Raw genomic sequence first — 19,705 nt, 5'->3', positions numbered from 1 at the left:
CGACAGACATGGACCGCGACCAGGTTCTCGCATGGGTGAAGGCCGAACGGCTCAGCTTCGCCGACCTTCTCGACGACCTCGACGAGCACGAATGGGCGGTTCCCTCCCTGTGCGCCGGCTGGACGGTGCGTGAGGTGGCCGCGCACCTGACGCTGTCCACCCGCGCCACCCTCCTCGGGACGATCAGGAGCGCGATCCGGGCACGCGGCGACTTCGACCGCATGGAGGACACCAAGGCACGGGAGAGGGCACTCGCCTTCGAGCCCGCGGAGCTCATCGCGCAGATCCGCGAGACGGCCGGCTCGGCCCGCCGCGCCCCTCTGTCCAGTCCGGTGGACCCGCTCGTCGACGCGCTGGTCCACGGGCAGGACATCGCGCGCCCCCTCGGACGCGCGCGGGATATGCCCCTCCGTCCCGCGGTCACGGCGATCGAGCACGTCATGGCCAGCATGTTCTACGGTGCCCGCAAGCGCCTCGCCGGCACGAGGCTGGTGGCCACCGACCTGGAGTGGTCCGCGGGCGAGGGGCCCGACGAGGTACGGGGGAAGGTGTGCGACCTGCTCCTCCTGGCGACCGGCCGCCCGGCCGGCCTCGCCGGGGTCTCGGGGCCGGGGGCCGAGCGGATCGCGGCGGCACTGTAGGCCCGTACCGCGAGGGCGGCCTCGTACCCGCGCGTGCGGTCCCGCGCTCGCGTGGGACATCGGGCCGGTCCGGCCGGATCCCGGCGGTCAGATCTCGACGCTCTCGCCGGGAACCAGCCGCCGGACGTCGGCGCCCAGGCGTTCGGCCTCGGCGGCGAGCACGCTCTCCAGCACCTGGACACCCCACTCGTTGATCAGCCCGTCATGGATCGCGTACGCGCGCCGGGGGGCGATCGCCCGCAGATAGGCGATCATGTCCGGCACGGTCATCCAGGGAGCCTGGCCGGGCAGCAGCAGCGTCGGCACCTCGATCGCGGTCAGCGCGTCACCGGGATGGAGGACCTCGCCGTCGAGGACGAACCCGATGTTGTCGACCGGTGGCACGTCGGGATGGCTGAAGTGGTGCTTGTCCCCCACGACCGACACCTCGAAGCCCGCGATCGACAGCACGTCCCCCTCCTGGGCCACGTGCACGCGGTCACCGAGCCACTCCAGGTGCCGGGCCACGCCGGGGCAGGTGTACACGACCAGGCCCGGATCGGCGGTGGCGGCCGCGCGCAGGCGATCGGGCTCGAAGTGGTCGAAGTGCTCGTGCGTGATGAGCACGGCCTCCACGCCGGTCAGGGCGTCGGCCTCCGGGGTCATCGCGCCGGGGTCGATGACCAGGGCCCGCCCGTCCTTCTCTAGCCGTACGCAGGCGTGTCCGAATTTGGTGATTTTCATGCGTCTCATACTGGTCGCCGCGGGGTGACCCCCCGGCCGGATCCGCCACGGGCGAACGTCCCCTGCCGGCCGGGAACGGCGGGTCAGGGGCGGTCGGGGCAGGTCTGGCCTCACCGGGACCGGTCAGGGCGATCCCGGACTCCACCGGAGCCTGGGGCAGGGCCGGTCAGGGCAGGTCCGGAGTCACCGGGGCCGGTCAGGGGGGAGCTCTCCGGATCCGCGGGGGATGAGCCGGGTCGGCAGCTCGATCCGCTCGGGGGCGCCGCGGTCGCCGGACAGGCGGCGGAAGAGCAGCTCGGCGGAGGTCCTGCCGAGCCCGGCCGGATCCTGGGCCACCACGGTCACGCCGGGGACCAGCAGGTCGGCCAGCTCGAAGTCGTCGAAGCCCACCAGGGCCTGGCGGTGCCCGGCGCGCAGCACCGCCACGGTGATCCGGCCGTTGCCGGTGAAGACCGCCGTGGGCGGGTCGCCACCGGAGAGCATCCGGGTCAGGGCGGCACCCGCCTGCTCGGCGGGGCCGGTCGAGACCAGCGACTCCTCGAAGGGCAGGCCGGCCTCCTCAAGGGCACGGCGGTAGCCCCGCAGCCGTTCGCCCGAGGTGAAGATGGACGCCCTGTCGCCGACGAAGGCGACGCGCCGGTGGCCGTGCCGGATCAGGTGGCTCACCCCGGCGTACGCGCCCCCGGCGTTGTCGCACAGGACGGTGTCGCACGAGACGGCGCCATCCGAGGCGCCCGAGGTGCCCGAGGTGTCGTGGGCGGAGCCGGAGCCGTACGTGGTGCCGTACGGGGCGGTGCCGCGGGCCGTACCGGCGCCCGGCCCTCCCGGACGGTCGGCGAAGACCGCGGCGATGCCCGCGTCCAGCTCGGGACGGAGGTAGTCGTGGTCGGTCCCGGAGGGCACGATGATCAGGCCGTCCACCCGGCGGGAGCAGAAGGTGAGGATCAGCTCCCGCTCGCGCAGCGGATCCTCCCCGGAGGAGCCGCTCAGCACCAGCGAGCCGTGCCGCAGCGCCACCTCCTCGACCGCGCGGCCGAACACCGAGTAGAACGGGTCCGCCACGTCCTCGATCACCAGGCCGATGCTCGACGTGCTGCCCCGGCGCAGGACGCGGGCGCTCTCGTTGCGCCGGTAACCGAGCCGCTCGATGGCGGCGGAGACCCGTTCCGCGGTGGCCGGGGTGACCCCCGGTTCGTCGTTGACGACCCGGGAGACGGTCTTCAGCGCCACCCCGGCCGCCTCCGCGACGTCCTTCATGGTGGGACGTCCCCGCGCACTCTCTGTCACGTCTCGATCATCACCCAGGTTCGCCGTACCGACAACGTTGTCACCGGGTCGCCGGTCAGCGGTGCGAGGAGACGCCGCCACCGGCACCGGTGGCGTGCAGGTCGGCCTCCACCCGCGCGACGGTGGCCAGCAGCGGGGGCAGCAGGTGGCGGCGGGCCGAGTCGGTGGTCGTACGGCTGGCGTGCGAGGAGATGTTGATCGCGGCGGTCACCCGCCCCGACCGCTCCCTGACCGGCGCCGCGATCGAGCGCAGGCCCTCCTCCAGCTCCTGGTCGACCATGGCCCAGCCGTGGGCGCGGACCCGCTCCAGCTCCGCCCGGAGCGCGGCGGTCGAGGTGACCGTCCTGGCGGTGATCCTGCGCAGCTCGACGCGGTCGAGGTAGGCGTCGAGGTCGTCCGGGGACAGCCCGGCCAGCAGCACCCTGCCCATCGAGGTGCAGTACGCCGGGAAGCGGGTGCCGATGCTGATGGTCACCCGCATGATCCTGCTCGTCGCCACCCGGGCCACGTAGACGACGTCCTCGCCGTCGAGCACCGCCACCGACGCCGACTCGTGCACCTCGGCGACGAGCCGTTCCAGATGCGGCTCGGCCACCTCGGGCAGCGAGAGGCTGGACAGGTAGGCGTACCCGAGGTCCAGGACGCGGGGGGAGAGCGCGAACAGCCGCCCGTCGGTCCTGACGTAGCCGAGGTCGACGAGCGTCAGCAGGAAGCGCCGGGCCGCCGCCCTGGTCAGGTCGGTGGCACGGGCGACCTCGCTGAGCGTCAGCTCGGGGCTCGTGGCGCTGAACGCCTTGATCACGGAGAGACCGCGGGCCAGCGACTGCACGTGGTCGGAGCCGCGGTCAACCGGTTCGATCATTGCCGTCCTCCTCGTCCCGGCCGGACTCCAGCGCCGCCCGCGCGACCGCGAACGCCCTGTTGGCCGCGGGCACGCCCGCGTAGATCGCGGTCTGCAGCAGCACCTCCTTGATCTCCTCCTCGGTCAGGCCGATCCGCAGCGCCGCCCGTACGTGCATGCCCAGCTCGTGCTCGTGCCCGAGCGCGGCGAGCATGGCCAGCGTGACGCAGCTCCGGGTACGCCGGTCCAGGCCGGGACGGGTCCAGATCTCCCCCCACGCGTAGGTGGTGATGAACTCCTGGAAGTCCGCGGTGAACGGTGTGCTCTCCGCGACGGCGCGGTCCACGTGCTCGTCGCCCAGGACGGCCCGGCGCGTCGCGTCCCCGGCCTCCCACCGGTCCCGGCCGGTGCCGATGCCGATGTCCGTGCCCGTGCTCGTGTCCGTGTTCGTGTCCGCACCCGTGCCCGTGGCGGCCCGTCTCGCGTTCATGGTCCTGCTCCCGTGCCGTTGTGGTGGGCGGCGAGCGCCCGGTCGACGAAGGTGGCGGCGGACCCCAGGGCGCCCGCCGGGTCGAGGGCCGCGTCGATCTCCTCGGCGCTCAGCGGGATGCCGGGGTCGGCGAGCAGCGCCTCGCGCAGTGACAGGCCCTCGTCCACGGCGCGCGCGCAGGCTGCGTCCACCGCCTCCCGGGCCCGCGGGGTGCCGCCGAGCCCGGCCACGACCCGCTCGGCCATGGGCAGCCCCCGGGTCAGGTCGAGGTTGGCGCGCATCCGGCCCGCGTCCACGGTCAGCCCCTCCAGCACCTCGCGGAGCCAGGCGGCGGCGCTGCCGGTGAGCCGGAGCAGCTCGCCCAGCGTCTCCCACTCGGCCTGCCAGGGACCGGCCGCGCGCTCGTGCTCGGCCACCATGCCGCCGAGGATCGAGGCGACCAGCCCCGGGATCCGCTGCACGCAGGCGAGCACCGACATCGAGCCCACCGGGTTGCGCTTGTGCGGCATCGCGCTGGAGGTGCCCCGTCCCGGCCCGGTGGGCTCCGCCACCTCCGCCACCTCGGTCTGGGCGAGCAGTTTCACATCGTTCGCGATCTTGGCGAGGGTCCCGGCGGAGACGCCGAGCGCGCAGGCCAGCCGGGCCACCGGACCCCGGTCGGTGTGCCAGGGAACGACCGTCTCGGCCAGCCCCAGCTCGGCCGCGAGCAGCGGCGGCACCTCGTGACCCCGGTCGCCCAGCACCGACAGGGTGCCGGCCGCGCCGCCGTACTGGACCGGCAGCGGCACCCGGGCCAGACCGGCCCGGGCGCCGTCCAGCGCGCTCAGCCAGAGCGCCGCCTTCAGCCCGAACGTGATCGGTACGGCGTGCTGCAGCACGGTCCGCCCGATCATGACGGTGCCGCGGTGCCCGGCGGCCAGGCGCGCGCACGCGCCGGCGCAGGCGGACAGGTCCTCCAGGATCGGTGCCAGGGCACGGCGGGCGAGGAGCATCGCCGCGGTGTCGTTGACGTCCTGGCTGGTGGCGCCGTAGTGGACGAACCGCCGCAGGCCGGGATCGACCCGCTCGCGCAGGGCGGCGACCAGCGGGATGACCGGGTTGCCGGTCCACGCGGCCGCGCGCCCCAGCTCGGCCGGGTCGTAGAGCTCGGGACGGCAGACGGCGGCCAGTGCCGCGGGCACCTCGGCGGGGACCAGGCCGATCCGCGCCTGCGCGGCGGCCAGCGCGGCCTCGACGTCCAGCATGGCGGCCAGCCAGGCGGCGTCCGACACCTGCTCCGCGGCCCCGCCCCTGGCGGTCGTCCCGGAGAACAGCCCGCCCCCCGGGGACGCCGGAGGGGACGGGCCGTCGTTCGCCGGAGCCCTCATGTCCACCTCCGCCTGCTCTGCGGCGCCGGTGTCTCCGGAGCCGGTCGTGCGCCTGCCGCCCGTGTACCCGATCGCCGCGTACCGGCCACGGCCACCGTCCCGGAGCCGGTCACGGCCGTCGTTCCGGAGCGGTCCGCGGCCGTCGCCGTGCGGCGGGCCGTGGCCGTGCGCGGCGTGCCGTGGCCGTTCAGGACCCGTTCCCCTCCAGGACCACGGCCAGTCCCTGGCCGACGCCGATGCAGATGGCCGCCAGCCCGTACCCGCCGCCCCTGCGGTGCAGCTCGTGGGCGAGGGTGCCCAGGATGCGCGCGCCCGAGGAGCCCAGCGGGTGACCGAGCGCGATCGCGCCGCCGTTGACGTTGACGATCTCCGGATCGAGGTCGGGCCACTCGGCCAGGCACGCCAGCGACTGGGAGGCGAACGCCTCGTTGAGCTCCACCACGCTCAGGTCGCCCCAGCCGATACCGGCCCGCTCGAGCGCCGTGCGGGCGGCCTCGACCGGGCCGATGCCGAACAGCTGCGGCTCCACGCCGACCACCGCGCGCGAGACGATCCTGGCCAGCGGGGTCCGTCCCGCCCGCGCCGCCCCGGCCTCGTCGCCCAGCAGCAGCGCGGTGGCGCCGTCGTTCAGCGGGGAGGAGTTGCCCGCGGTGACGGTGCCGCCCGCGCGGAAGACCGGCTTGAGCCGGGCGAGCGACTCCTCGGTCGAGTCGGCCCTGATCGACTCGTCGTGGTCGAGGACGTCGAGCGGGGCGAGCTCACCGGCGAAGACGCCACGCTCCCGGGCCGCGGCCGCGCGCCGGTGGCTGCGCAGCGCGAACCGGTCCTGGGCCTCGCGGCCGATGCCGTAGCGGTCGGCGAGGATCTCGGCGCCCTCGCCCAGCGCGACCGTCCACTCCTCGGGCATCCGGGGGTTGACCATGCGCCAGCCCAGGGACGTGTCGTGCAGGGTCGCCGGTCCCCGGTCGAAGGCGCGGGCCGGCTTGGGCATCACCCACGGCGCCCGGCTCATCGACTCCGAACCCCCGGCGACCACCAGGGACGCGTCGCCCACGGCCACCGCGCGGCAGGCCGCGACGGCCGCCTCCATGCCGGAGCCGCAGAGCCGGTTGAGGGTGGTGCCGGGCACGGTCACCGGCAGCCCGGCGAGCAGCACCGCCATCCGCGCGACGTCGCGGTTGTCCTCGCCCGCGCCGTTGGCCGCGCCGAAGAACACGTCCTCGATCGCGGCGGGGTCCAGGGCGGGGGAGCGGTCGGTGAGCGCCCGGACGACGTGCGCGGCCAGGTCGTCGGGGCGTACGCCGGACAGCGCGCCGCCGTGCCGGCCGATCGGGGTGCGGACCGCGTCGAGGATGTGGACGTCGTTCATGATCGGTCACTCCTGTCCGAGGGATGCCGTCCGGTGAGCGCGCGCAGGGCGTCGAGTTCCGCGCCGGACGGGGCCGCGGTCTCGCGCAGGCCCGGGGCGGCCTTGAGGTCCCAGCCGGTGGCGGCGCGGGCGTCCTCCAGGGTGACGCCGGGGTGCAGGTGGGTGAGGACCAGCTCGCAGGTGTCCGGGTCGGGCTCCAGGATGCCCAGGTCGGTGATGACCGTACGCGGGCCGCTGCCGCGCAGGCCCAGGCGCTCGCGGTCACCCGGCCCCGAGCCGAAGCCCACCGAGGTGACGAAGTCCACCCGTTCGACGAACGCGCGCCGGCTCTGCCGCACGATCACCGTCACCTCGCGGCAGGACGCGGCGATCTCCGGGGCCCCGCCCGCGCCGGGAAGGCGGACCTTGGGGTCGTCGTACGGGCCGATCACGGTCGTGTTGATGTTGGCGAACCGGTCGATCTGGGCGGCGCCCAGGAAGCCGACGTCGATGCGGCCCGGCTGGAGCCAGTAGTTGAAGATCTCCGGCACGCTGACGACGGCGTCCGCGGTCTCGGCCAGCACGCCGTCCCCGATGGACAGCGGAGGCCGGTCCGGCTTGGCGCCGATGGTGCCGGACTCGTAGATCAGGACCAGGCCGGGGGCGTGCGTGCGGCGGGCGAGGTTGGCGGCGGTGCTGGGCAGGCCGATGCCGACGAAGCAGCACGCGCCGTCGTCCAGGCGCCGGGCCGCGGCCACGGTCATCATCTCGTCCGAGGTGTACGCGCCGGCGGTGGAGGATGTCACAGCACGTGCTCCCTCATCCAGGCCGCGAACGTCTCCCGGTCGCGGCTGATCTCGTCCCAGGCGAGGTAGAAGTCGTTGTCTCGGCCGGAGTACCCGGCGCTGTAGGACGGGTGCGAGCCGCCGGGGACCTCGCAGACACGGGTGATCGCCCAGCCCGGCAGCACGATCGCGCCCGGCCGCGGCTCCAGCTCCTCGACGATCTCCTCCACGGTGACCAGCGAGCGGCGGGCGGCCAGGACGGCCTCCTTCTGCACGCCGGTGATGCCCCACAGCTGCACGTTGCCCTGACGGTCGGCGCGCTGGGCGTGCACCACCGCCACGTCGGGGTTGATCGCGGGGACGGCGGTCAGCTCCTCGCCGGTGAACGGGCAGGTGATGGGCTTGATGTTCGCGGTCCTGCCGGGCAGGTCGGTGCCCCGGTAGCCGCGCAGCACCGCGAAGGGGAGCCCGGAGGCCCCGGCGACGTAGGCGTTGGCGATGCCCGCGTGGCTGTGCTCCTCGATCTCCAGCGGACCGGGCCAGCGGTTCTGCACGGCGTCGCGGAAGCGGTGCAGCGACCCCACCCCGGGGTTGCCGCCCCAGGAGAAGACCAGCCTGCGGGCGCAGCCCATCCCGATGAGCTGGTCGTAGATCAGGTCCGGGGTCATCCTGATCAGCGTCAGGTCGCGGCGCCCCTGCCTGATGATCTCGTGACCGGCCGCGTAGGGGATGAGGTGGGTGAACCCCTCCATCGCCACGCTGTCGCCGTCGTGCACGAGGTCGGCCACCGCCTCGGCGAGCGGAACCACCGTGGCCATCGATCCCCTCCCGATGTTCGCCATGCGAACGGATGTTCTTCCATCGAACATATCCGTCACGCCTTCGGACGGTCAACCCGGCCGGGGACGTGCGGGCGACGGGGATACGGGCTCGGCCGGTGCGGGATCGCCGGTGGCCGGTGGCCGGTGCTCGGTGGCCGGGCGGGTTCTCTCGGGCGGTGGGCGCCTTTCCCGGCGGGGTCTCCGGGGACGAGTCCGAGCAAATTGTTGGTGCTACCAACGGTTATGGTATCGTCCGAACATCAAACGTTGGTAGCACCAACGTTTGGGCATCGAACGCGTTCCCCTGGAGCCACGACCATGATCAAGCCGTTCCGCATCGACATCCCCCAGGCCGACCTCGACGACCTGGCCGACCGGCTCTCCCGCACCCGCTGGCCCAACGAGGTCGCCGACGCCGGATGGGACTACGGGTTCCCGCTGGCGCGCCTGCGAGCACTGGCCGAGTACTGGCGCACCGGCTACGACTGGCGCGGGCACGAGGCCAGGCTCAACGAGCTTCCGCACTTCACCACCGAGATCGACGGCCAGAACATCCACTTCGTCCACGTCCGGTCCTCGAACCCGGACGCGCTCGCGCTGGTCCTCACCCACGGCTGGCCCGGTTCGTTCCTGGAGTTCCTCGACGTGATCGAACCGCTCTCGCGCGACTTCCACCTGGTGATCCCCTCCATCCCCGGGTACGGCTTCTCCGGGCCGACCCACGAGCGCGGCTGGGACATCGTCCGGGTCGCGCGGGCCTGGGCCGAGCTGATGGGCCGTCTCGGGTACGAGCGCTACGGCGCGCAGGGGGGCGACTTCGGCTCGGGCATCTCGATGGCGCTCGGCGCCGTGGCACCCGAGCGGGTCGTCGGGGTGCACGTCAACTACCTGCCGACCCGGCCGGTCCTGGACGCCGGCATCGAGCTGTCCGAAACGGACGAGGCGCGGCTGGACAAGGTCAGGCAGCTGATGGCGAGCCGTCCGCCGTACCAGGCCCTGCAGGCCACCACCCCGCAGACCATCGGCTACGCGCTGACCGACTCGCCGGTGGGCCAGCTGGCCTGGATCGCCGAGCGCTTCGCGCAGTGGACCGACCCTCGATCGCCGATGGACGACGAGCGGATGCTCACCGACATCTCGCTGTACTGGCTGACCGCCACCGCGGCCTCCTCGGCCCGGCTGCACCGCGAGGCCCCGAGGCGGATCGAGCCGTGCCCGGTGCCGGTCGGCGTGGCGGTGTTCGCGTACGACATCACGCAGTCGGTACGGCCGCTGGCCGAGCGGCTGTACGACGTCAGGCACTGGTCGGAGTTCGAGCGCGGCGGCCACTTCGCCGCGATGGAGGTGCCGGAGCTGCTCGCCGAGGACGTCCGGGCCTTCTTCCTCGCCCTTGTCACGTCCGGCCTCCCGATCGCCACCCGCTGACGGGCCGGCGGGACCGTCGTGCGGAGAACCGGCCCCGGTCACGCCGCGGTCCCTGTGACCGGGTCACGTCGTGTCCACCCTTGAACCGATCCCGGTCACCCCCGGCCCCCGCGGCCGGAACGCGTCGTACCGACCCTTCACCCGGCCGGCCGGGAGCGCTGTGGGAAGGTGGGGCGGTGTCAAAAGAGGTGCATGTGTCGCGTTTGTCGCGAATGTCGTGGGCGGTGCTCGTCGCGGGATTCGTGCTGGCCTCGCTCAACCTGCGGCCCGCGCTGGCGGGGGTCTCCCCGGTGCTGGACGAGATCATGGACGACCTCGGGCTGAGCGCCGCCGGGGGAGGGGCGATCACCACGGTCATGGTGGCCTGCCTGGGCGTGCTCGGCCCGCTCGCACCGCTGCTCGCGCGCCGCTTCGGCCTGGACCGCACGCTCCTGGCCGGGCTGCTGCTCGTCGCCGCCGGGGTGGTCCTGCGCGCTGCCGGAGGCGTCCCCGCCCTGTACGCGGGCGCGGCCGTCGCCGGTACGGCCATCGCCGTCATGAACGTCGTGATGCCCGGCGTGGTCAAGCAGCACTTCCCCGGCCGGGTCGGGCCGTTCACCGCGGTCTACGTCTCCGGCCTGGTGCTGGGAGCAGCCGCCGCGTCCGGGCTGGCGGTCCCGCTGGAGCGCGCCACCGGGTACGGCTGGCGCGAGGTGACCGCCATGGCCGCGATCCCGGCGCTGGCGGCCGCGGCGCTCTGGCTGCCCCAGGCGTTGCGCCGCCCCGCCCGCTCCGAGGCCGCGCCCCGGCCGTTCGCCCTGCTGCTGCGCACCCGGGTGACCTGGTACGTCACCGTCTACATGGGCCTGCAGTCGCTGACCTTCTACATCATGCTGGCCTGGCTGCCGACGATCTTCCAGGACGCGGGCCTGCCCGCCGACCAGGCCGGGTACATGCTCAGCCTCACCAACCTGGCCCAGGTGGCGGCCACCCTCACCGTCCCCGTCCTGGCGGGCCGGGCGCGCTCGCAGGTGACCTACGTCACGGCCGCGACCGTGCTGACCGTGGCCGGATACCTCGGCGTGCTCCTCGCCCCGGCCACCCTGCCGTGGCTGTGGATGGTCGTCCTGGGGGTGGGACAGGGCGCCTCGATCGCGCTGGCCCTGCTCATCATCACGCTGCGCGCCCCCGACCCGGTCTCGGTGACCGCGCTGTCGGCCGTCGCCCAGTCCTTCGGGTACGTGCTGGCCGCCCTCGGCCCGCTCCTGGTCGGCGCGCTGCGCGAGAGCTCGGGCGGCTGGACGCTGCCGCTGCTGGCCGGGCTGGGCGCGTGCGGCCTGCAACTGGTGGCCGGTTTCCTGGCGGGCCGCCCGATCGTGGCGTCCGTCCCGCTTTCTTCGCGCATCGTTGTTCCTCCGGCCACCTGAGTCTTCTACCGTCCTGGGCATGATCCGTAGGCTTCTGGCCGCGGCGCTGGCGGTCCTCGCGACCGGTACCGTCGCCGTTGTGCTGCAACGACCCGAACCCGCCTCCGCCGACCTCCGCGGACGCGCCCCCCTCGTCATCGGCCACCGCGGCGCCAGCGCGCACCGGCCCGAGCACACGCTGCTCTCGTACGAGGCCGCCATCGCGCTCGGCGCCGACTACATCGAACCCGACCTGGTCTCGACCAAGGACCACGTGCTCGTCGCCAGGCACGAGAACGAGATCGGCGGCACCACGGACGTCGAGAACCACCCCGAGTTCGCCGGTCGCCGTACGACCAAGACCATCGACGGCACCCCGGTCACCGGCTGGTTCACCGAGGACTTCACGCTCGCCGAGCTGAGGACCCTCCGGGCCGAGGAGCGCATCCCCGACCTGCGCCCCGACAACACCGCCTTCAACGGTCTCGCGCAGATCCCCACCTTCGACGAGGTCGTCCAGCTCGCGCGGCGCCACGGCGTGGGCGTCTACCCCGAGACCAAGCACCCGAGCTACTTCGACTCCATCGGCCTCTCCCTGGAGGAGCCGCTGCTGGAGGTGCTCGGCCGGCACGGCTGGAACGGGCGGCGCGCCCCGGTCTTCATCCAGTCGTTCGAGACCGCCAACCTGCGCGAGCTGAGCAGGAAGACCAGGGTGCCGCTGATCCAGCTGATCACCGCCACCGGTTCCCCGTACGACTGGATCGCGGCCGGTGACCCGCGCACCTACGACACCATGGTCACCCCCGCCGGACTGCGCGAGGTCGCGGGCTACGCGGCCGGTATCGGCGTCGACACCCGGCGTCTCGTGCCCGTCGGCCCCGACGGCAGGCTCCTGCAGCCCACCACCCTCGTCAGGGACGCCCACCGGGCCGGCCTGAAGGTCCACACCTGGACGGTCAGGAACGAGAACGCCCAGCTCCCGGTGGACTTCCGACTCGGCAACCCGGCCAGCCCGGCCTACCCGCGCGCCACCGGAGACGTGATGGGCTGGCTGGAGAAGCTCTACGGCCTCGGCCTGGACGGCGTCTTCGCCGACGACCCGGGGGTGGCCAGGGCGGTCCGGGAACGGGTGAGCTGACCCTCCCCTTTCGTTCCCCTCCCTACCTCGGTCCCGCTGCTCACCACTCCCGGTCCCGCTGTTCCTCGGTCTCGCCGATGGCGGCGGGACCGGGGTGGTGGGCGACGGCCTGGAATCCCCCGCCCTCCTACGGGTGGGGGAGAGGTCATACGCGGGAGTGGAGAGCCGCGTCGGCCGGGCGCGGGCCTCTGCGGGACCGGGGCAGGACGGCCAGCCCGGCCAGGAACAGGGCGCAGGTCAGCAGGATGAGCTGCACGTCGTAGCGGAGGTCCTTGGTGGGCGTCAGCATGTTGCCGATGTGGAAGCCGGTGTGCACGCCGACCGCCATCCAGACCGCGCCACTGCGGGCCCGTGCCGCCGTGCAGGCGAAGCCCAGGGCGGTCGCCTGCACGACGTAGAGCAGTTTCTCGGCGACGCTGTCGGCCGGGCTCTGAGAGACGATGTGCAGGACACCGAAGCCCGCCGACACGACGAACAGGACCATGCGCGGCGAGAGGCGGCCCGAGAGCGTGTCGAACAGGTGCCCCCTCCAGAGCAACTCCTCGGGGAACGCCTGGCCGAGAACGACGAACGCGACCGCGAGCGCGATGTAGGGCGGCGTGGGCGCCACCCCCTGCTCCCACGACGCCCAGGTGGCCACGCCCAGCGCCACCGAGAGCGCGTTCCCGGCGACCATCGGCACGACGCCGATGAGGATGCCGGCCGGCAGGTGCCACGCGGCCGACCAGGACCGTGTCAGCCGCACCCCCGACCAGCTCTGACGGCCCAGGTAACGGCGGATCGCGTACACCAGGGCGATCGAGGCGACCGTGATGCCGAGCATGCCCAGCGGTCTGTAGAGCGGATTCGCCCGGTCCATCAGCAATGTGACGGGCAACGTGCCGGCCAGGACCTGGACGAACATGGCGGCCATCGTTATCGGTACGGCCCAGACGGGGCGAGTGGCTCTCATGGACGGCAACCCTAGGAACGGACACCGTCCGGCACATCGAGCGGCGGATAGAGACGACCATGACCTCGGTCATGGTGACCGTGGGGGGATCACCCGCGGGAGTCCGGCGGCCTAAGGTCGTGACATGCCGCGTTTGGACTGGCTCCGCGACGACGACCGGCCCTTCCTGTTCACCGTCGTGTTCTGGAGCGTGCTCGTCGCCACCGCCGTCGCGCACGCGCTCTCTCCCAGCGTCCCGCTCGCCCGCGTGCTGACCGGGCTGAACCTCGCGCTGGTCGCGGGCCTGTGGCTGGTGCTGCCGTGGGACCTGTCACGGGGCCGCCACTTCGTGGCCCCGATGTTCCTGGTGGCCACCCTGCTGCTGGGGGCCACCGGTTCCAACGGCACCCACACGCTGCTCCCCCTCATCGCCGTCGCCAACCTCGCCTTCCTGTACGGCATGCGCGCCGCGTCGGTCATCCTGACGTCACTGGGGGTGTGCCTGTTCGCGGCCGTCCCGCTGCTCTTCGGCAAGCCCGTCCTCGACGGGCTGGCCCAGGTCGGCAAGATGGCGATGTTCTCCGTGTTCGTGCTGGGGATGGCCTCCTCCACGCTGGCGGCGCGCCGCAGCCGCGAGGAGACACGGCGCCTGCTGGGACGGATCAGGGAGCTCGCGGTCGCGGAGGAACGGGCGAGGATGGCCGCGGAGATGCACGACTCGATCGGGCACCACCTGACCGTGATCAAGATGGACCTGGAGAACGCCGAACGCTTCCGCGAGCGCCGCCCGGAGGCCGCCTGGGACGAGGTGCGCCATGCCAAGGAGCTGACCGTCGAGGCGCTGACCGACGCCCGGCGCTGGGTGCGCGCGCTGCGCCCGCTCGCCCTGGACGGACGGGTCGGCAGCGCGGCGCTGGAACGGCTGGCCGCCTCGTTCGACGGCACCGGCATCACGGTCACCTTCGAGGTCGAGGGCACGGAGCACCGGCTGGAGGCCGACGTCGAGCTGGTGCTGTACCGGGTGCTGCAGGAGGGGCTGACCAACGCGCTGCGGCACTCCCGGGCACTGCACGTGACCGTCAGGCTCGTCTTCGGCGAGGCGAGGACCGTGCTCGTGGTCACCGACGACGGCAAGGGCGCCGACGAGCGCTCCAGGCGGGGCTTCGGGCTGACGTCGCTGACCGAGCGGGCCCGGGCCCTCGGAGGTACGCTGACCGGCGGCAACGCCCCCGAGGGCGGGTTCGCGTTACGGGCCGAGCTGCCGGTCGCGCCGGCCGGGGTGGGGAGGCGGTCATGAGCCCGATCAGGATCATCCTGGTCGACGACCAGGTGCTGATGCGCCAGGGGCTGCGCAAGCTGCTGGAGGTCGAGCCCGGGATCGAGGTGGTGGGGGAGGCGGCCGACGGGGTGGAGGCCCTGCGGGTGGTGGCGGCGACCGACCCGGACGTGGCCCTGGTGGACGCGCGGATGCCCGGGATGGACGGGGTGGAGCTGATCGTCCGGCTCTCCGCCGAGCACCCGCGGGTGGCCGCGATCGTGCTCAGCACCTTCGACGAGGACGACTACATCTTCGGCGCGCTGCGCGGCGGTGCCCTCGGCTACCTGCTCAAGGACTGCTCCCCCGAGGAACTGGTCTCGGCCGTCCACCGGGTCGGCCGGGGGGAGACCGTGCTCGGCGCCCCGGTGGCCGCCAGGCTGGTCGCCGAGCTCCGGCACGCACCCGCGGCGGGCGGGGGGTCGCGGGCGGAGAACCTGCTCGCCGCCCGCTTCCGCGGACAGGAACTGCTCTCCACCCGCGAGGTCGAGGTGGCCAGGATGGTCGCCCAGGGAGCCGCCAACCGGGAGATCGCGGCCAGGCTGTTCATCACCGAGGGCACGGTCAAGAACCACGTCTCCAGCGTGCTGCGCAAGCTGGGCCTGCGCGACCGGATCCAGCTCGCCCTGCACCTCAAGGAGTGACGGTGACCGGTCCTTCCCGCCCTGCACCTGAAGGAGTGACGGTGACCGGTCCTTCCCGCCCCCGGGAAGGGGCCGCGTGCCGGGGACGGGGCATGGTGGACGTTGCAGGTCGTGCCCGGTGCCGTCAGCGGATCTCGGCGCCGTACACGTGGTCGACCGTCATCACCATGAGCACCCTGCGGTCGGCCACCACCACCGACCGGTACTCCTCCCAGTCCGGGTGCTCCCCGGCGGCGAGGCGGTAGTAGTTCACCAGTGCCTCGACCTCGGGGCCGTGGGGGTCGGTTCCCGGGCCGGTGAGCGTCGCGATCCCCTCGGCGGTGGCCCAGGACAGGCCGTCGGGGCCGGTGACCTCCAGCGTGGCACGCGGGTCCCGGCGCAGGTTCGCCGTCTTGGCCTTTCCCTCGTTCATCGAGACGTGGACGAGCTCGGTCTTGCGGTCGTAGAAGGGCATGACGGGGGAGAGCTGGGGACGGCCGTCGGGCTTGATCGTCGCGAGGACACCGAGCCGGCTCTCCGCGAGCAGCGCGCGCGGGCTGAACGGAGCGGCGGTCATGTCCGGGACCGGGTGCTGACCGGACGCCGCCCGATCCCGGAGGTCCCGGAGGTCCCGGGGGTCCCGGAGGTTCCGGCGGTCCCGGAGGTCCCGGGCCGGTGGCCGGCCGCGCCCGCGCCCCCGCGACGGGCGTACGTGACCGGCCACCGGCCGTTCGCGGAGGTTCCGGGCCGGTGGCCGGTCACGCCCGCGCTCCCGCGGCGGACGTGCGGAACTGCTCGATCATCGCCGCGTAGCCGTCACCGCCCCGCCCGTCGGCCACGGCCCGCTCGGCCAGGGCCTTGACCAGCCGGGGGAACTCGGTGCTGACGCCGAGGGACTCGCTCTCGTGGACGAGGTGCTCCATCGCGGCCAGGTGGGTGCCGATGGTGGCGTCGGGGGCCGGGTACGCGCCGTCGTCGATCTGCTGCGCGTAACCGGCCACCCAGCCGGCCACGGTGGCGATCCCGGTCGTCGCGACCGGGGTGAACGCCGTGGCCTTCACACCCGCGGCGCCGAGCAGGGCGGCACCCTGCAGGAAACCGTTGAGGATGCCCCACATCAGTCCCAGCACGGCCACGTCGTACAGCGACGACAGGGCATGGTCCTCACCGAGGTACGTCGTGCCCGCGCCGAGAACCCTCAGGGCCGGCTCGTGCGGGTCGAAGGCCGATCGCGGCCCGCTGTAGAGGATGACGGCCTCGGTGCCGATGCCCGGAGGGGCGGCCAGGATCGCGCCGTCGAGATAGGCGCCGCCCTTCTGCTCCACCCGCTCCGCGGTCTCGCGGGCCGTCCGCGACGTGCCGGACGTCAGGTTCACCAGGACCCGGCCGTCGAGGACGTCACCGAAGGAGTCGAGGAGTTCCCGTACGGCGTCGTGGTCCGCGACGCAGACGATCACGAGCGGAGCGGCCGTGACGGCGTCGCCGGGTGAACCGGCGAGCTTCGCGCCCTGGGCGACGAGGGGCTCGGCCTTCGCCGCGGTGCGGTTCCACACGGTCGTGGGGTGTCCCGCGCACAGGAACGCCTCGGCCAGCGCCCGTCCCATCAGCCCCAGGCCGAGGACCGCCACGGGAGCGGGGCCGGTGTCGCGATCCTGCATCATGTGCTCCTTCTTAGGAGAATCGGTGCTCATGGCAGAATCCTCAACGTTCATACCGGTATGAAGGTCAAGGGGGAGCGGGCATGCTGATCGGGGAGCTGAGCCGGCGGACCGGCGTCCACACGCACCAGCTGCGCTACTACGAGGCCCAGGGGCTGCTGGAGCCCGACCGCGCCGCCAGCGGTTACCGCGAGTACGGCGACGACGCCGTCCTGACGGTGATCCAGATCAGGAAGCTGCTCCAGGCCGGCCTGTCGAGCCGGCAGATCGCGTACCTGCTGCCCTGCGTCACCGGCCCTGCCCCCGATCTGGAGCCCTGTCCCGAGCTCCTGGACACCCTGCGAGCCCGCCTGTACGGGCTGGACGAGCAGATCGACGCGCTCAGCCGCTCCCGCGACGCCCTGCGCGACTACATCGACGTCACCGAGCGGCGGGTGTCACCGCACTACCCGCCGTGCGACGCCACCGCGCCGGAGCCGGTACCGGCACGATGACCGGAGCCGGTACCGGCATGATGAGCCGCTCGCTTCCCGATCACGGCCGGGCGCCGAGGGCCCGCGCGACCGTGAGGCTGTCCTCGTAGATGTGGTAACGGGTGACGAGCCCGTCGGCGACGGTGAGGTGCAGGGCGAACGGGGAGGTGTACGCGACCCCGGTGCTCCGTACCGTCTGCACGATCTCGCCGAGCACGACGGCGTCCGCCCCGTCGACCAGGACGTGCGACACCGACGTGCCGTTCAGCTCGGGCACGTGGTGGGCCTCCAGCGACCGGAAGTGGTCCGCCACGTCGGTCCTGCCGGACCGGGGACGGATCCACGGCACCTCGGGGTGCCCCTCGTCGGGCCAGCTCAGCAGCCAGTCGACCGGCTCGGCGAACAACTCCGCCGTACGGTCGTGATCCCCCTCGGTCATCCGGCGCATCAGTTCTTCCACGGTGCTGCGGGTCTCGCTGCTCATACGCCCAGCCTTTCGGACCGGGCCCGGCCCGTCGATTACCGCCAGGGTAAGGCGGCTTCGGGGTCCCGGGCGGTGAGGACCCGTCCGGGACCGGGACGGGTCGCTCCTCGTCGCGTGGACCTCAGGCGACCCCCGCCATCTGCTCGGCGTCGTCCATGGGGCGCAGCTCGTCGGCGTAGCTGACCGAGACGCGGCGCATCACGCCGCTGTCGCTGATCGAGTACTGCCCCAGCCGCCAGAGCGGTGGCGAGTAGGCGTGGATCGAGACGCTGCCGTGCACCGCGCCGGTCAGCCGGTGGATGTGGTCGGGTCCGAAGGAGAACGACTCGCCCTCGGAGACCACGGTCTCCAGGTGCTCGCCGCCGATGCGCGGGTTGCACTCCAGCAGCGTCCCGGCCACCACCCGGACCGCGCCGGAGGAGGTGTCGTGGTCGTGCCAGCCGGTGTCGTCCTCGGGGCGCCAGCACAGCAGCCAGACGTCCACGTGCGAGTCGCGGTAGAGGGAGGCGAAATGGCGTCCGCCCTCCTCGGGGAACTCCACCTGGTCCCGCCACCGGGACGGGTCGGCGGCCAGCTCGTTGACCAGGTCGAGGAGTTCACGCCGGTCGAGGGCGCGGGCGGGCAGCGACTCGTAGCTCATCGGGTTCCCCCGGCGGCCCGACGGGACGGACCGGAGCCGGGCGTCCCGGCGTGCGGACCGGGCCCGCCGGCCCGTGCTCGCCCCTCGCGGGTGAACGTCGCCCGGGGCGCACAGCTCTCGCGGCCCCGGGACCGGTTCGTTTGCTTCATGTGCGCGACTCCTTTCCGTTCAGTAGACGGCCGGGATTGGTGACCGCGATGGCGTGCCAGGCGGCGTCGCCGAGCGCGGGGTCCGGTGCGGTGGCGTAGGGGCGGTCGGAACCGCTGACCACGACGTCGACGCCGAGTTCGCGGACGATCGCGTCGACGGCGCGCGGGCCGTAGGAGGAGGTCTCCAGGAACAGGTCGGTGTCGACCCGTCCGCGGCCCTCGCCTCCCCGGTTGGCCAGGCGCTCCGAGTGCAGCGGGGCCAGCCCGGCGAGCAGCGCGAAGCAGACCCGCAGGCGGGGGTGGCGGGCGCGGCCGAAGGCGGTGAAGGCGTACCAGGCGGCGTGCATCTGCTGCACGTACGGCACGACCGCGGGCCACCAGCCGGGCTCCCCGGGCCCGGAAGCGGCCCGGGCGGCCCGGGCGACGGGGGCGACGGGGGCGACAGGGGCGGGGCCGGGGTGCACGAAGAGCGGCAGGTCGCGTTCGGTGAGCACGTCGAGCAGCGGGGCGACCCGGTCCAGGCCCTCGGCGTCGGACACCGCGGTCGCGGGGAGCTGGAGGCCGGCGAACCCTCGTCCGGTGAACCCCTGGACGGCACCTCGCGCGCCGTCCTGACCGGCGCCGGCCGTGTCGAGGGTCTTGGCCAGCCTCGCCGGGTCGATCTCGCCGAGGCAGGTCGCCGCCCAGGCGCCGAACGGCGCGGGCAGGGCGAGGGCGTCCTCGTGGTAGGCGTCGATGACGGGCCAGGACTCCTCGGGCGGCAGCGACTCGACGCCGAGCGGGCTGGACAGGGAGACCAGGGCCAGGTCGAGGTCCGCGTCCAGCGCCAGCCTGCGGGTGAGGTCGTGGGCGGCGGGATCGACCCGGTAGGGGGGCTCGCCCTCCAGGTGGAGGGTCCAGCCGTCGAGGAAGGGCGCGGTCGTGCGGCGCCTGAGCGCGTCCACGAACGCGGGCGTCCACAGGTGCTGGTGAACGTCGACGGGCATGGGTCGATCCCCTCCTCTCCGGTGTTTCGAGGTATTACCTACCTAGAATATAGGTAACCCCTCCCGCCGCACCACACATCCATGTGATGCGTTTCAGTGAACCGTTTCAGTGAACCGCTTCACCCAAAGCGCTGTCAATCCCCGCGAGAGCCGTGATCGTGTTCCGGCACGCTTCCGCAGGCCCCTGGCAATAGG

The 19,705-nt window shown here is 73.2% G+C and carries 21 protein-coding genes; 7 read left to right on the top strand and 14 right to left on the bottom strand.

The window, feature by feature from the left end; all coding sequences use genetic code 11:
• Positions 1–8: 8 nt before the first annotated feature.
• Positions 9–641: a maleylpyruvate isomerase family mycothiol-dependent enzyme gene (locus tag ACIBCT_RS06215; RefSeq protein WP_399186311.1), complete on the top strand. Its 633-nt coding sequence runs from the start codon at positions 9–11 to the stop codon at positions 639–641.
• A gap of 87 nt (positions 642–728) precedes the next feature.
• On the opposite strand, the gene ACIBCT_RS06210 is transcribed toward ACIBCT_RS06215, so the two are convergent.
• The 8 genes from ACIBCT_RS06210 to ACIBCT_RS06175 form a co-directional block, all read right to left on the bottom strand.
• Positions 729–1,364, bottom strand: coding sequence for an MBL fold metallo-hydrolase (locus ACIBCT_RS06210; RefSeq protein ID WP_399186310.1), 636 nt, complete (start codon positions 1,362–1,364; stop codon positions 729–731).
• A 183-nt stretch (positions 1,365–1,547) separates the two neighbouring features.
• Positions 1,548–2,651: a LacI family DNA-binding transcriptional regulator gene (locus ACIBCT_RS06205; RefSeq protein ID WP_399186309.1), complete on the bottom strand. Its 1,104-nt coding sequence runs from the start codon at positions 2,649–2,651 to the stop codon at positions 1,548–1,550.
• 55 nt (positions 2,652–2,706) lie between these two features.
• Positions 2,707–3,513: an IclR family transcriptional regulator C-terminal domain-containing protein gene (locus tag ACIBCT_RS06200; RefSeq protein ID WP_399186308.1), complete on the bottom strand. Its 807-nt coding sequence runs from the start codon at positions 3,511–3,513 to the stop codon at positions 2,707–2,709.
• Positions 3,497–3,982, bottom strand: coding sequence for a 4-carboxymuconolactone decarboxylase (pcaC, locus tag ACIBCT_RS06195; RefSeq protein WP_399186307.1), 486 nt, complete (start codon positions 3,980–3,982; stop codon positions 3,497–3,499). The genes ACIBCT_RS06200 and pcaC overlap by 17 nt, the downstream gene beginning before the upstream one ends.
• Positions 3,979–5,349, bottom strand: a complete 1,371-nt coding sequence (gene pcaB / locus ACIBCT_RS06190; RefSeq protein ID WP_399186306.1) for a 3-carboxy-cis,cis-muconate cycloisomerase — start codon at positions 5,347–5,349, stop codon at positions 3,979–3,981. Before pcaB ends, pcaC begins: the two co-directional genes overlap by 4 nt.
• Before the next feature lie 187 nt (positions 5,350–5,536).
• A complete protein-coding gene (locus ACIBCT_RS06185) occupies positions 5,537–6,718 on the bottom strand; it encodes a thiolase family protein (protein WP_399186305.1) in 1,182 nt (393 codons plus the stop codon).
• Positions 6,715–7,464, bottom strand: coding sequence for a CoA-transferase subunit beta (locus tag ACIBCT_RS06180; RefSeq protein ID WP_399186662.1), 750 nt, complete (start codon positions 7,462–7,464; stop codon positions 6,715–6,717). The genes ACIBCT_RS06185 and ACIBCT_RS06180 overlap by 4 nt, the downstream gene beginning before the upstream one ends.
• 35 nt (positions 7,465–7,499) lie before the next feature.
• On the bottom strand, positions 7,500–8,300 hold the full coding sequence (locus ACIBCT_RS06175; protein WP_399186304.1) for a CoA transferase subunit A: 801 nt from the start codon (positions 8,298–8,300) through the stop codon (positions 7,500–7,502).
• A 321-nt stretch (positions 8,301–8,621) separates the two neighbouring features.
• Here ACIBCT_RS06175 and ACIBCT_RS06170 point away from each other — a divergent pair, with 321 nt between their 5' ends.
• The 3 genes from ACIBCT_RS06170 to ACIBCT_RS06160 all read left to right on the top strand — a co-directional run bounded on the left by ACIBCT_RS06170 (position 8,622) and on the right by ACIBCT_RS06160 (position 12,251).
• Complete coding sequence (locus ACIBCT_RS06170; protein ID WP_399186303.1) at positions 8,622–9,728, top strand: epoxide hydrolase family protein; 1,107 nt, start codon at positions 8,622–8,624, stop codon at positions 9,726–9,728.
• Between the two features lie 212 nt (positions 9,729–9,940).
• On the top strand, positions 9,941–11,134 hold the full coding sequence (locus tag ACIBCT_RS06165; protein WP_399186661.1) for a CynX/NimT family MFS transporter: 1,194 nt from the start codon (positions 9,941–9,943) through the stop codon (positions 11,132–11,134).
• 19 nt (positions 11,135–11,153) lie between these two features.
• The gene (locus tag ACIBCT_RS06160) at positions 11,154–12,251 is read left to right on the top strand and encodes a glycerophosphodiester phosphodiesterase (RefSeq protein WP_399186302.1); all 1,098 of its coding nucleotides are present in this window, start codon (positions 11,154–11,156) and stop codon (positions 12,249–12,251) included.
• Positions 12,252–12,396: 145 nt separating this feature from the next.
• Here ACIBCT_RS06160 and ACIBCT_RS06155 read toward each other — a convergent pair whose 3' ends face one another.
• A complete protein-coding gene (locus ACIBCT_RS06155) occupies positions 12,397–13,203 on the bottom strand; it encodes a lysostaphin resistance A-like protein (protein WP_399186301.1) in 807 nt (268 codons plus the stop codon).
• A gap of 124 nt (positions 13,204–13,327) precedes the next feature.
• On the opposite strand from ACIBCT_RS06155, the gene ACIBCT_RS06150 reads away from it, so the two are divergent.
• Together ACIBCT_RS06150 and ACIBCT_RS06145 are read left to right on the top strand one after the other, a co-directional pair.
• A complete protein-coding gene (locus tag ACIBCT_RS06150; RefSeq protein ID WP_399186300.1) occupies positions 13,328–14,479 on the top strand; it encodes a sensor histidine kinase in 1,152 nt (383 codons plus the stop codon).
• The gene (locus ACIBCT_RS06145) at positions 14,476–15,141 is read left to right on the top strand and encodes a response regulator (protein WP_399186299.1); all 666 of its coding nucleotides are present in this window, start codon (positions 14,476–14,478) and stop codon (positions 15,139–15,141) included. The genes ACIBCT_RS06150 and ACIBCT_RS06145 overlap by 4 nt, the downstream gene beginning before the upstream one ends.
• 124 nt (positions 15,142–15,265) lie before the next feature.
• On the opposite strand, the gene ACIBCT_RS06140 is transcribed toward ACIBCT_RS06145, so the two are convergent.
• Entirely contained in the window at positions 15,266–15,697 is a 432-nt protein-coding gene (locus ACIBCT_RS06140) for a PPOX class F420-dependent oxidoreductase (protein ID WP_399186298.1), read from the bottom strand.
• 181 nt (positions 15,698–15,878) lie between these two features.
• Positions 15,879–16,811, bottom strand: coding sequence for an NAD(P)-dependent oxidoreductase (locus tag ACIBCT_RS06135; RefSeq protein ID WP_399186297.1), 933 nt, complete (start codon positions 16,809–16,811; stop codon positions 15,879–15,881).
• A 50-nt stretch (positions 16,812–16,861) separates the two neighbouring features.
• Here ACIBCT_RS06135 and ACIBCT_RS06130 point away from each other — a divergent pair, with 50 nt between their 5' ends.
• Entirely contained in the window at positions 16,862–17,272 is a 411-nt protein-coding gene (locus tag ACIBCT_RS06130) for a MerR family transcriptional regulator (RefSeq protein ID WP_399186296.1), read from the top strand.
• Positions 17,273–17,312: 40 nt separating this feature from the next.
• Here ACIBCT_RS06130 and ACIBCT_RS06125 read toward each other — a convergent pair whose 3' ends face one another.
• The 3 genes from ACIBCT_RS06125 to ACIBCT_RS06115 all read right to left on the bottom strand — a co-directional run bounded on the left by ACIBCT_RS06125 (position 17,313) and on the right by ACIBCT_RS06115 (position 19,510).
• Positions 17,313–17,735, bottom strand: coding sequence for a nuclear transport factor 2 family protein (locus tag ACIBCT_RS06125; RefSeq protein WP_399186295.1), 423 nt, complete (start codon positions 17,733–17,735; stop codon positions 17,313–17,315).
• Between the two features lie 121 nt (positions 17,736–17,856).
• Positions 17,857–18,375, bottom strand: a complete 519-nt coding sequence (locus tag ACIBCT_RS06120; RefSeq protein WP_344894638.1) for a cysteine dioxygenase family protein — start codon at positions 18,373–18,375, stop codon at positions 17,857–17,859.
• Between the two features lie 145 nt (positions 18,376–18,520).
• Positions 18,521–19,510: an amidohydrolase gene (locus ACIBCT_RS06115; protein WP_399186294.1), complete on the bottom strand. Its 990-nt coding sequence runs from the start codon at positions 19,508–19,510 to the stop codon at positions 18,521–18,523.
• Positions 19,511–19,705: the final 195 nt, after the last annotated feature.

This window comes from Streptosporangium sp. NPDC050855 (assembly GCF_044456585.1).
GTDB classification, from domain to species: Bacteria; Actinomycetota; Actinomycetes; order Streptosporangiales; family Streptosporangiaceae; genus Streptosporangium; species Streptosporangium longisporum.
Note: the sequence above shows the minus strand (reverse complement) of the source record. Positions and strands in the feature narration are given on the sequence as shown.

Bases quoted from the DNA above. Each gene is read 5' to 3' on its own strand.
- ACIBCT_RS06215 (WP_399186311.1), top strand. From the start codon at position 9: ATGGACCGCGACCAGGTTCTCGCATGGGTGAAGGCCGAACGGCTCAGC.
- ACIBCT_RS06210 (WP_399186310.1), bottom strand. From the start codon at position 1,364: ATGAAAATCACCAAATTCGGACACGCCTGCGTACGGCTAGAGAAGGAC.
- ACIBCT_RS06200 (WP_399186308.1), bottom strand. From the start codon at position 3,513: ATGATCGAACCGGTTGACCGCGGCTCCGACCACGTGCAGTCGCTGGCC.
- pcaC (WP_399186307.1), bottom strand. From the start codon at position 3,982: ATGAACGCGAGACGGGCCGCCACGGGCACGGGTGCGGACACGAACACG.
- pcaB (WP_399186306.1), bottom strand. From the start codon at position 5,349: ATGAGGGCTCCGGCGAACGACGGCCCGTCCCCTCCGGCGTCCCCGGGG.
- ACIBCT_RS06185 (WP_399186305.1), bottom strand. From the start codon at position 6,718: ATGAACGACGTCCACATCCTCGACGCGGTCCGCACCCCGATCGGCCGG.
- ACIBCT_RS06180 (WP_399186662.1), bottom strand. From the start codon at position 7,464: ATGATGACCGTGGCCGCGGCCCGGCGCCTGGACGACGGCGCGTGCTGC.
- ACIBCT_RS06175 (WP_399186304.1), bottom strand. From the start codon at position 8,300: ATGGCCACGGTGGTTCCGCTCGCCGAGGCGGTGGCCGACCTCGTGCAC.
- ACIBCT_RS06170 (WP_399186303.1), top strand. From the start codon at position 8,622: ATGATCAAGCCGTTCCGCATCGACATCCCCCAGGCCGACCTCGACGAC.
- ACIBCT_RS06165 (WP_399186661.1), top strand. From the start codon at position 9,941: ATGTCGTGGGCGGTGCTCGTCGCGGGATTCGTGCTGGCCTCGCTCAAC.
- ACIBCT_RS06160 (WP_399186302.1), top strand. From the start codon at position 11,154: ATGATCCGTAGGCTTCTGGCCGCGGCGCTGGCGGTCCTCGCGACCGGT.
- ACIBCT_RS06155 (WP_399186301.1), bottom strand. From the start codon at position 13,203: ATGAGAGCCACTCGCCCCGTCTGGGCCGTACCGATAACGATGGCCGCC.
- ACIBCT_RS06150 (WP_399186300.1), top strand. From the start codon at position 13,328: ATGCCGCGTTTGGACTGGCTCCGCGACGACGACCGGCCCTTCCTGTTC.
- ACIBCT_RS06145 (WP_399186299.1), top strand. From the start codon at position 14,476: ATGAGCCCGATCAGGATCATCCTGGTCGACGACCAGGTGCTGATGCGC.
- ACIBCT_RS06140 (WP_399186298.1), bottom strand. From the start codon at position 15,697: ATGACCGCCGCTCCGTTCAGCCCGCGCGCGCTGCTCGCGGAGAGCCGG.
- ACIBCT_RS06135 (WP_399186297.1), bottom strand. From the start codon at position 16,811: ATGAGCACCGATTCTCCTAAGAAGGAGCACATGATGCAGGATCGCGAC.
- ACIBCT_RS06130 (WP_399186296.1), top strand. From the start codon at position 16,862: ATGCTGATCGGGGAGCTGAGCCGGCGGACCGGCGTCCACACGCACCAG.
- ACIBCT_RS06125 (WP_399186295.1), bottom strand. From the start codon at position 17,735: ATGAGCAGCGAGACCCGCAGCACCGTGGAAGAACTGATGCGCCGGATG.
- ACIBCT_RS06120 (WP_344894638.1), bottom strand. From the start codon at position 18,375: ATGAGCTACGAGTCGCTGCCCGCCCGCGCCCTCGACCGGCGTGAACTC.
- ACIBCT_RS06115 (WP_399186294.1), bottom strand. From the start codon at position 19,510: ATGCCCGTCGACGTTCACCAGCACCTGTGGACGCCCGCGTTCGTGGAC.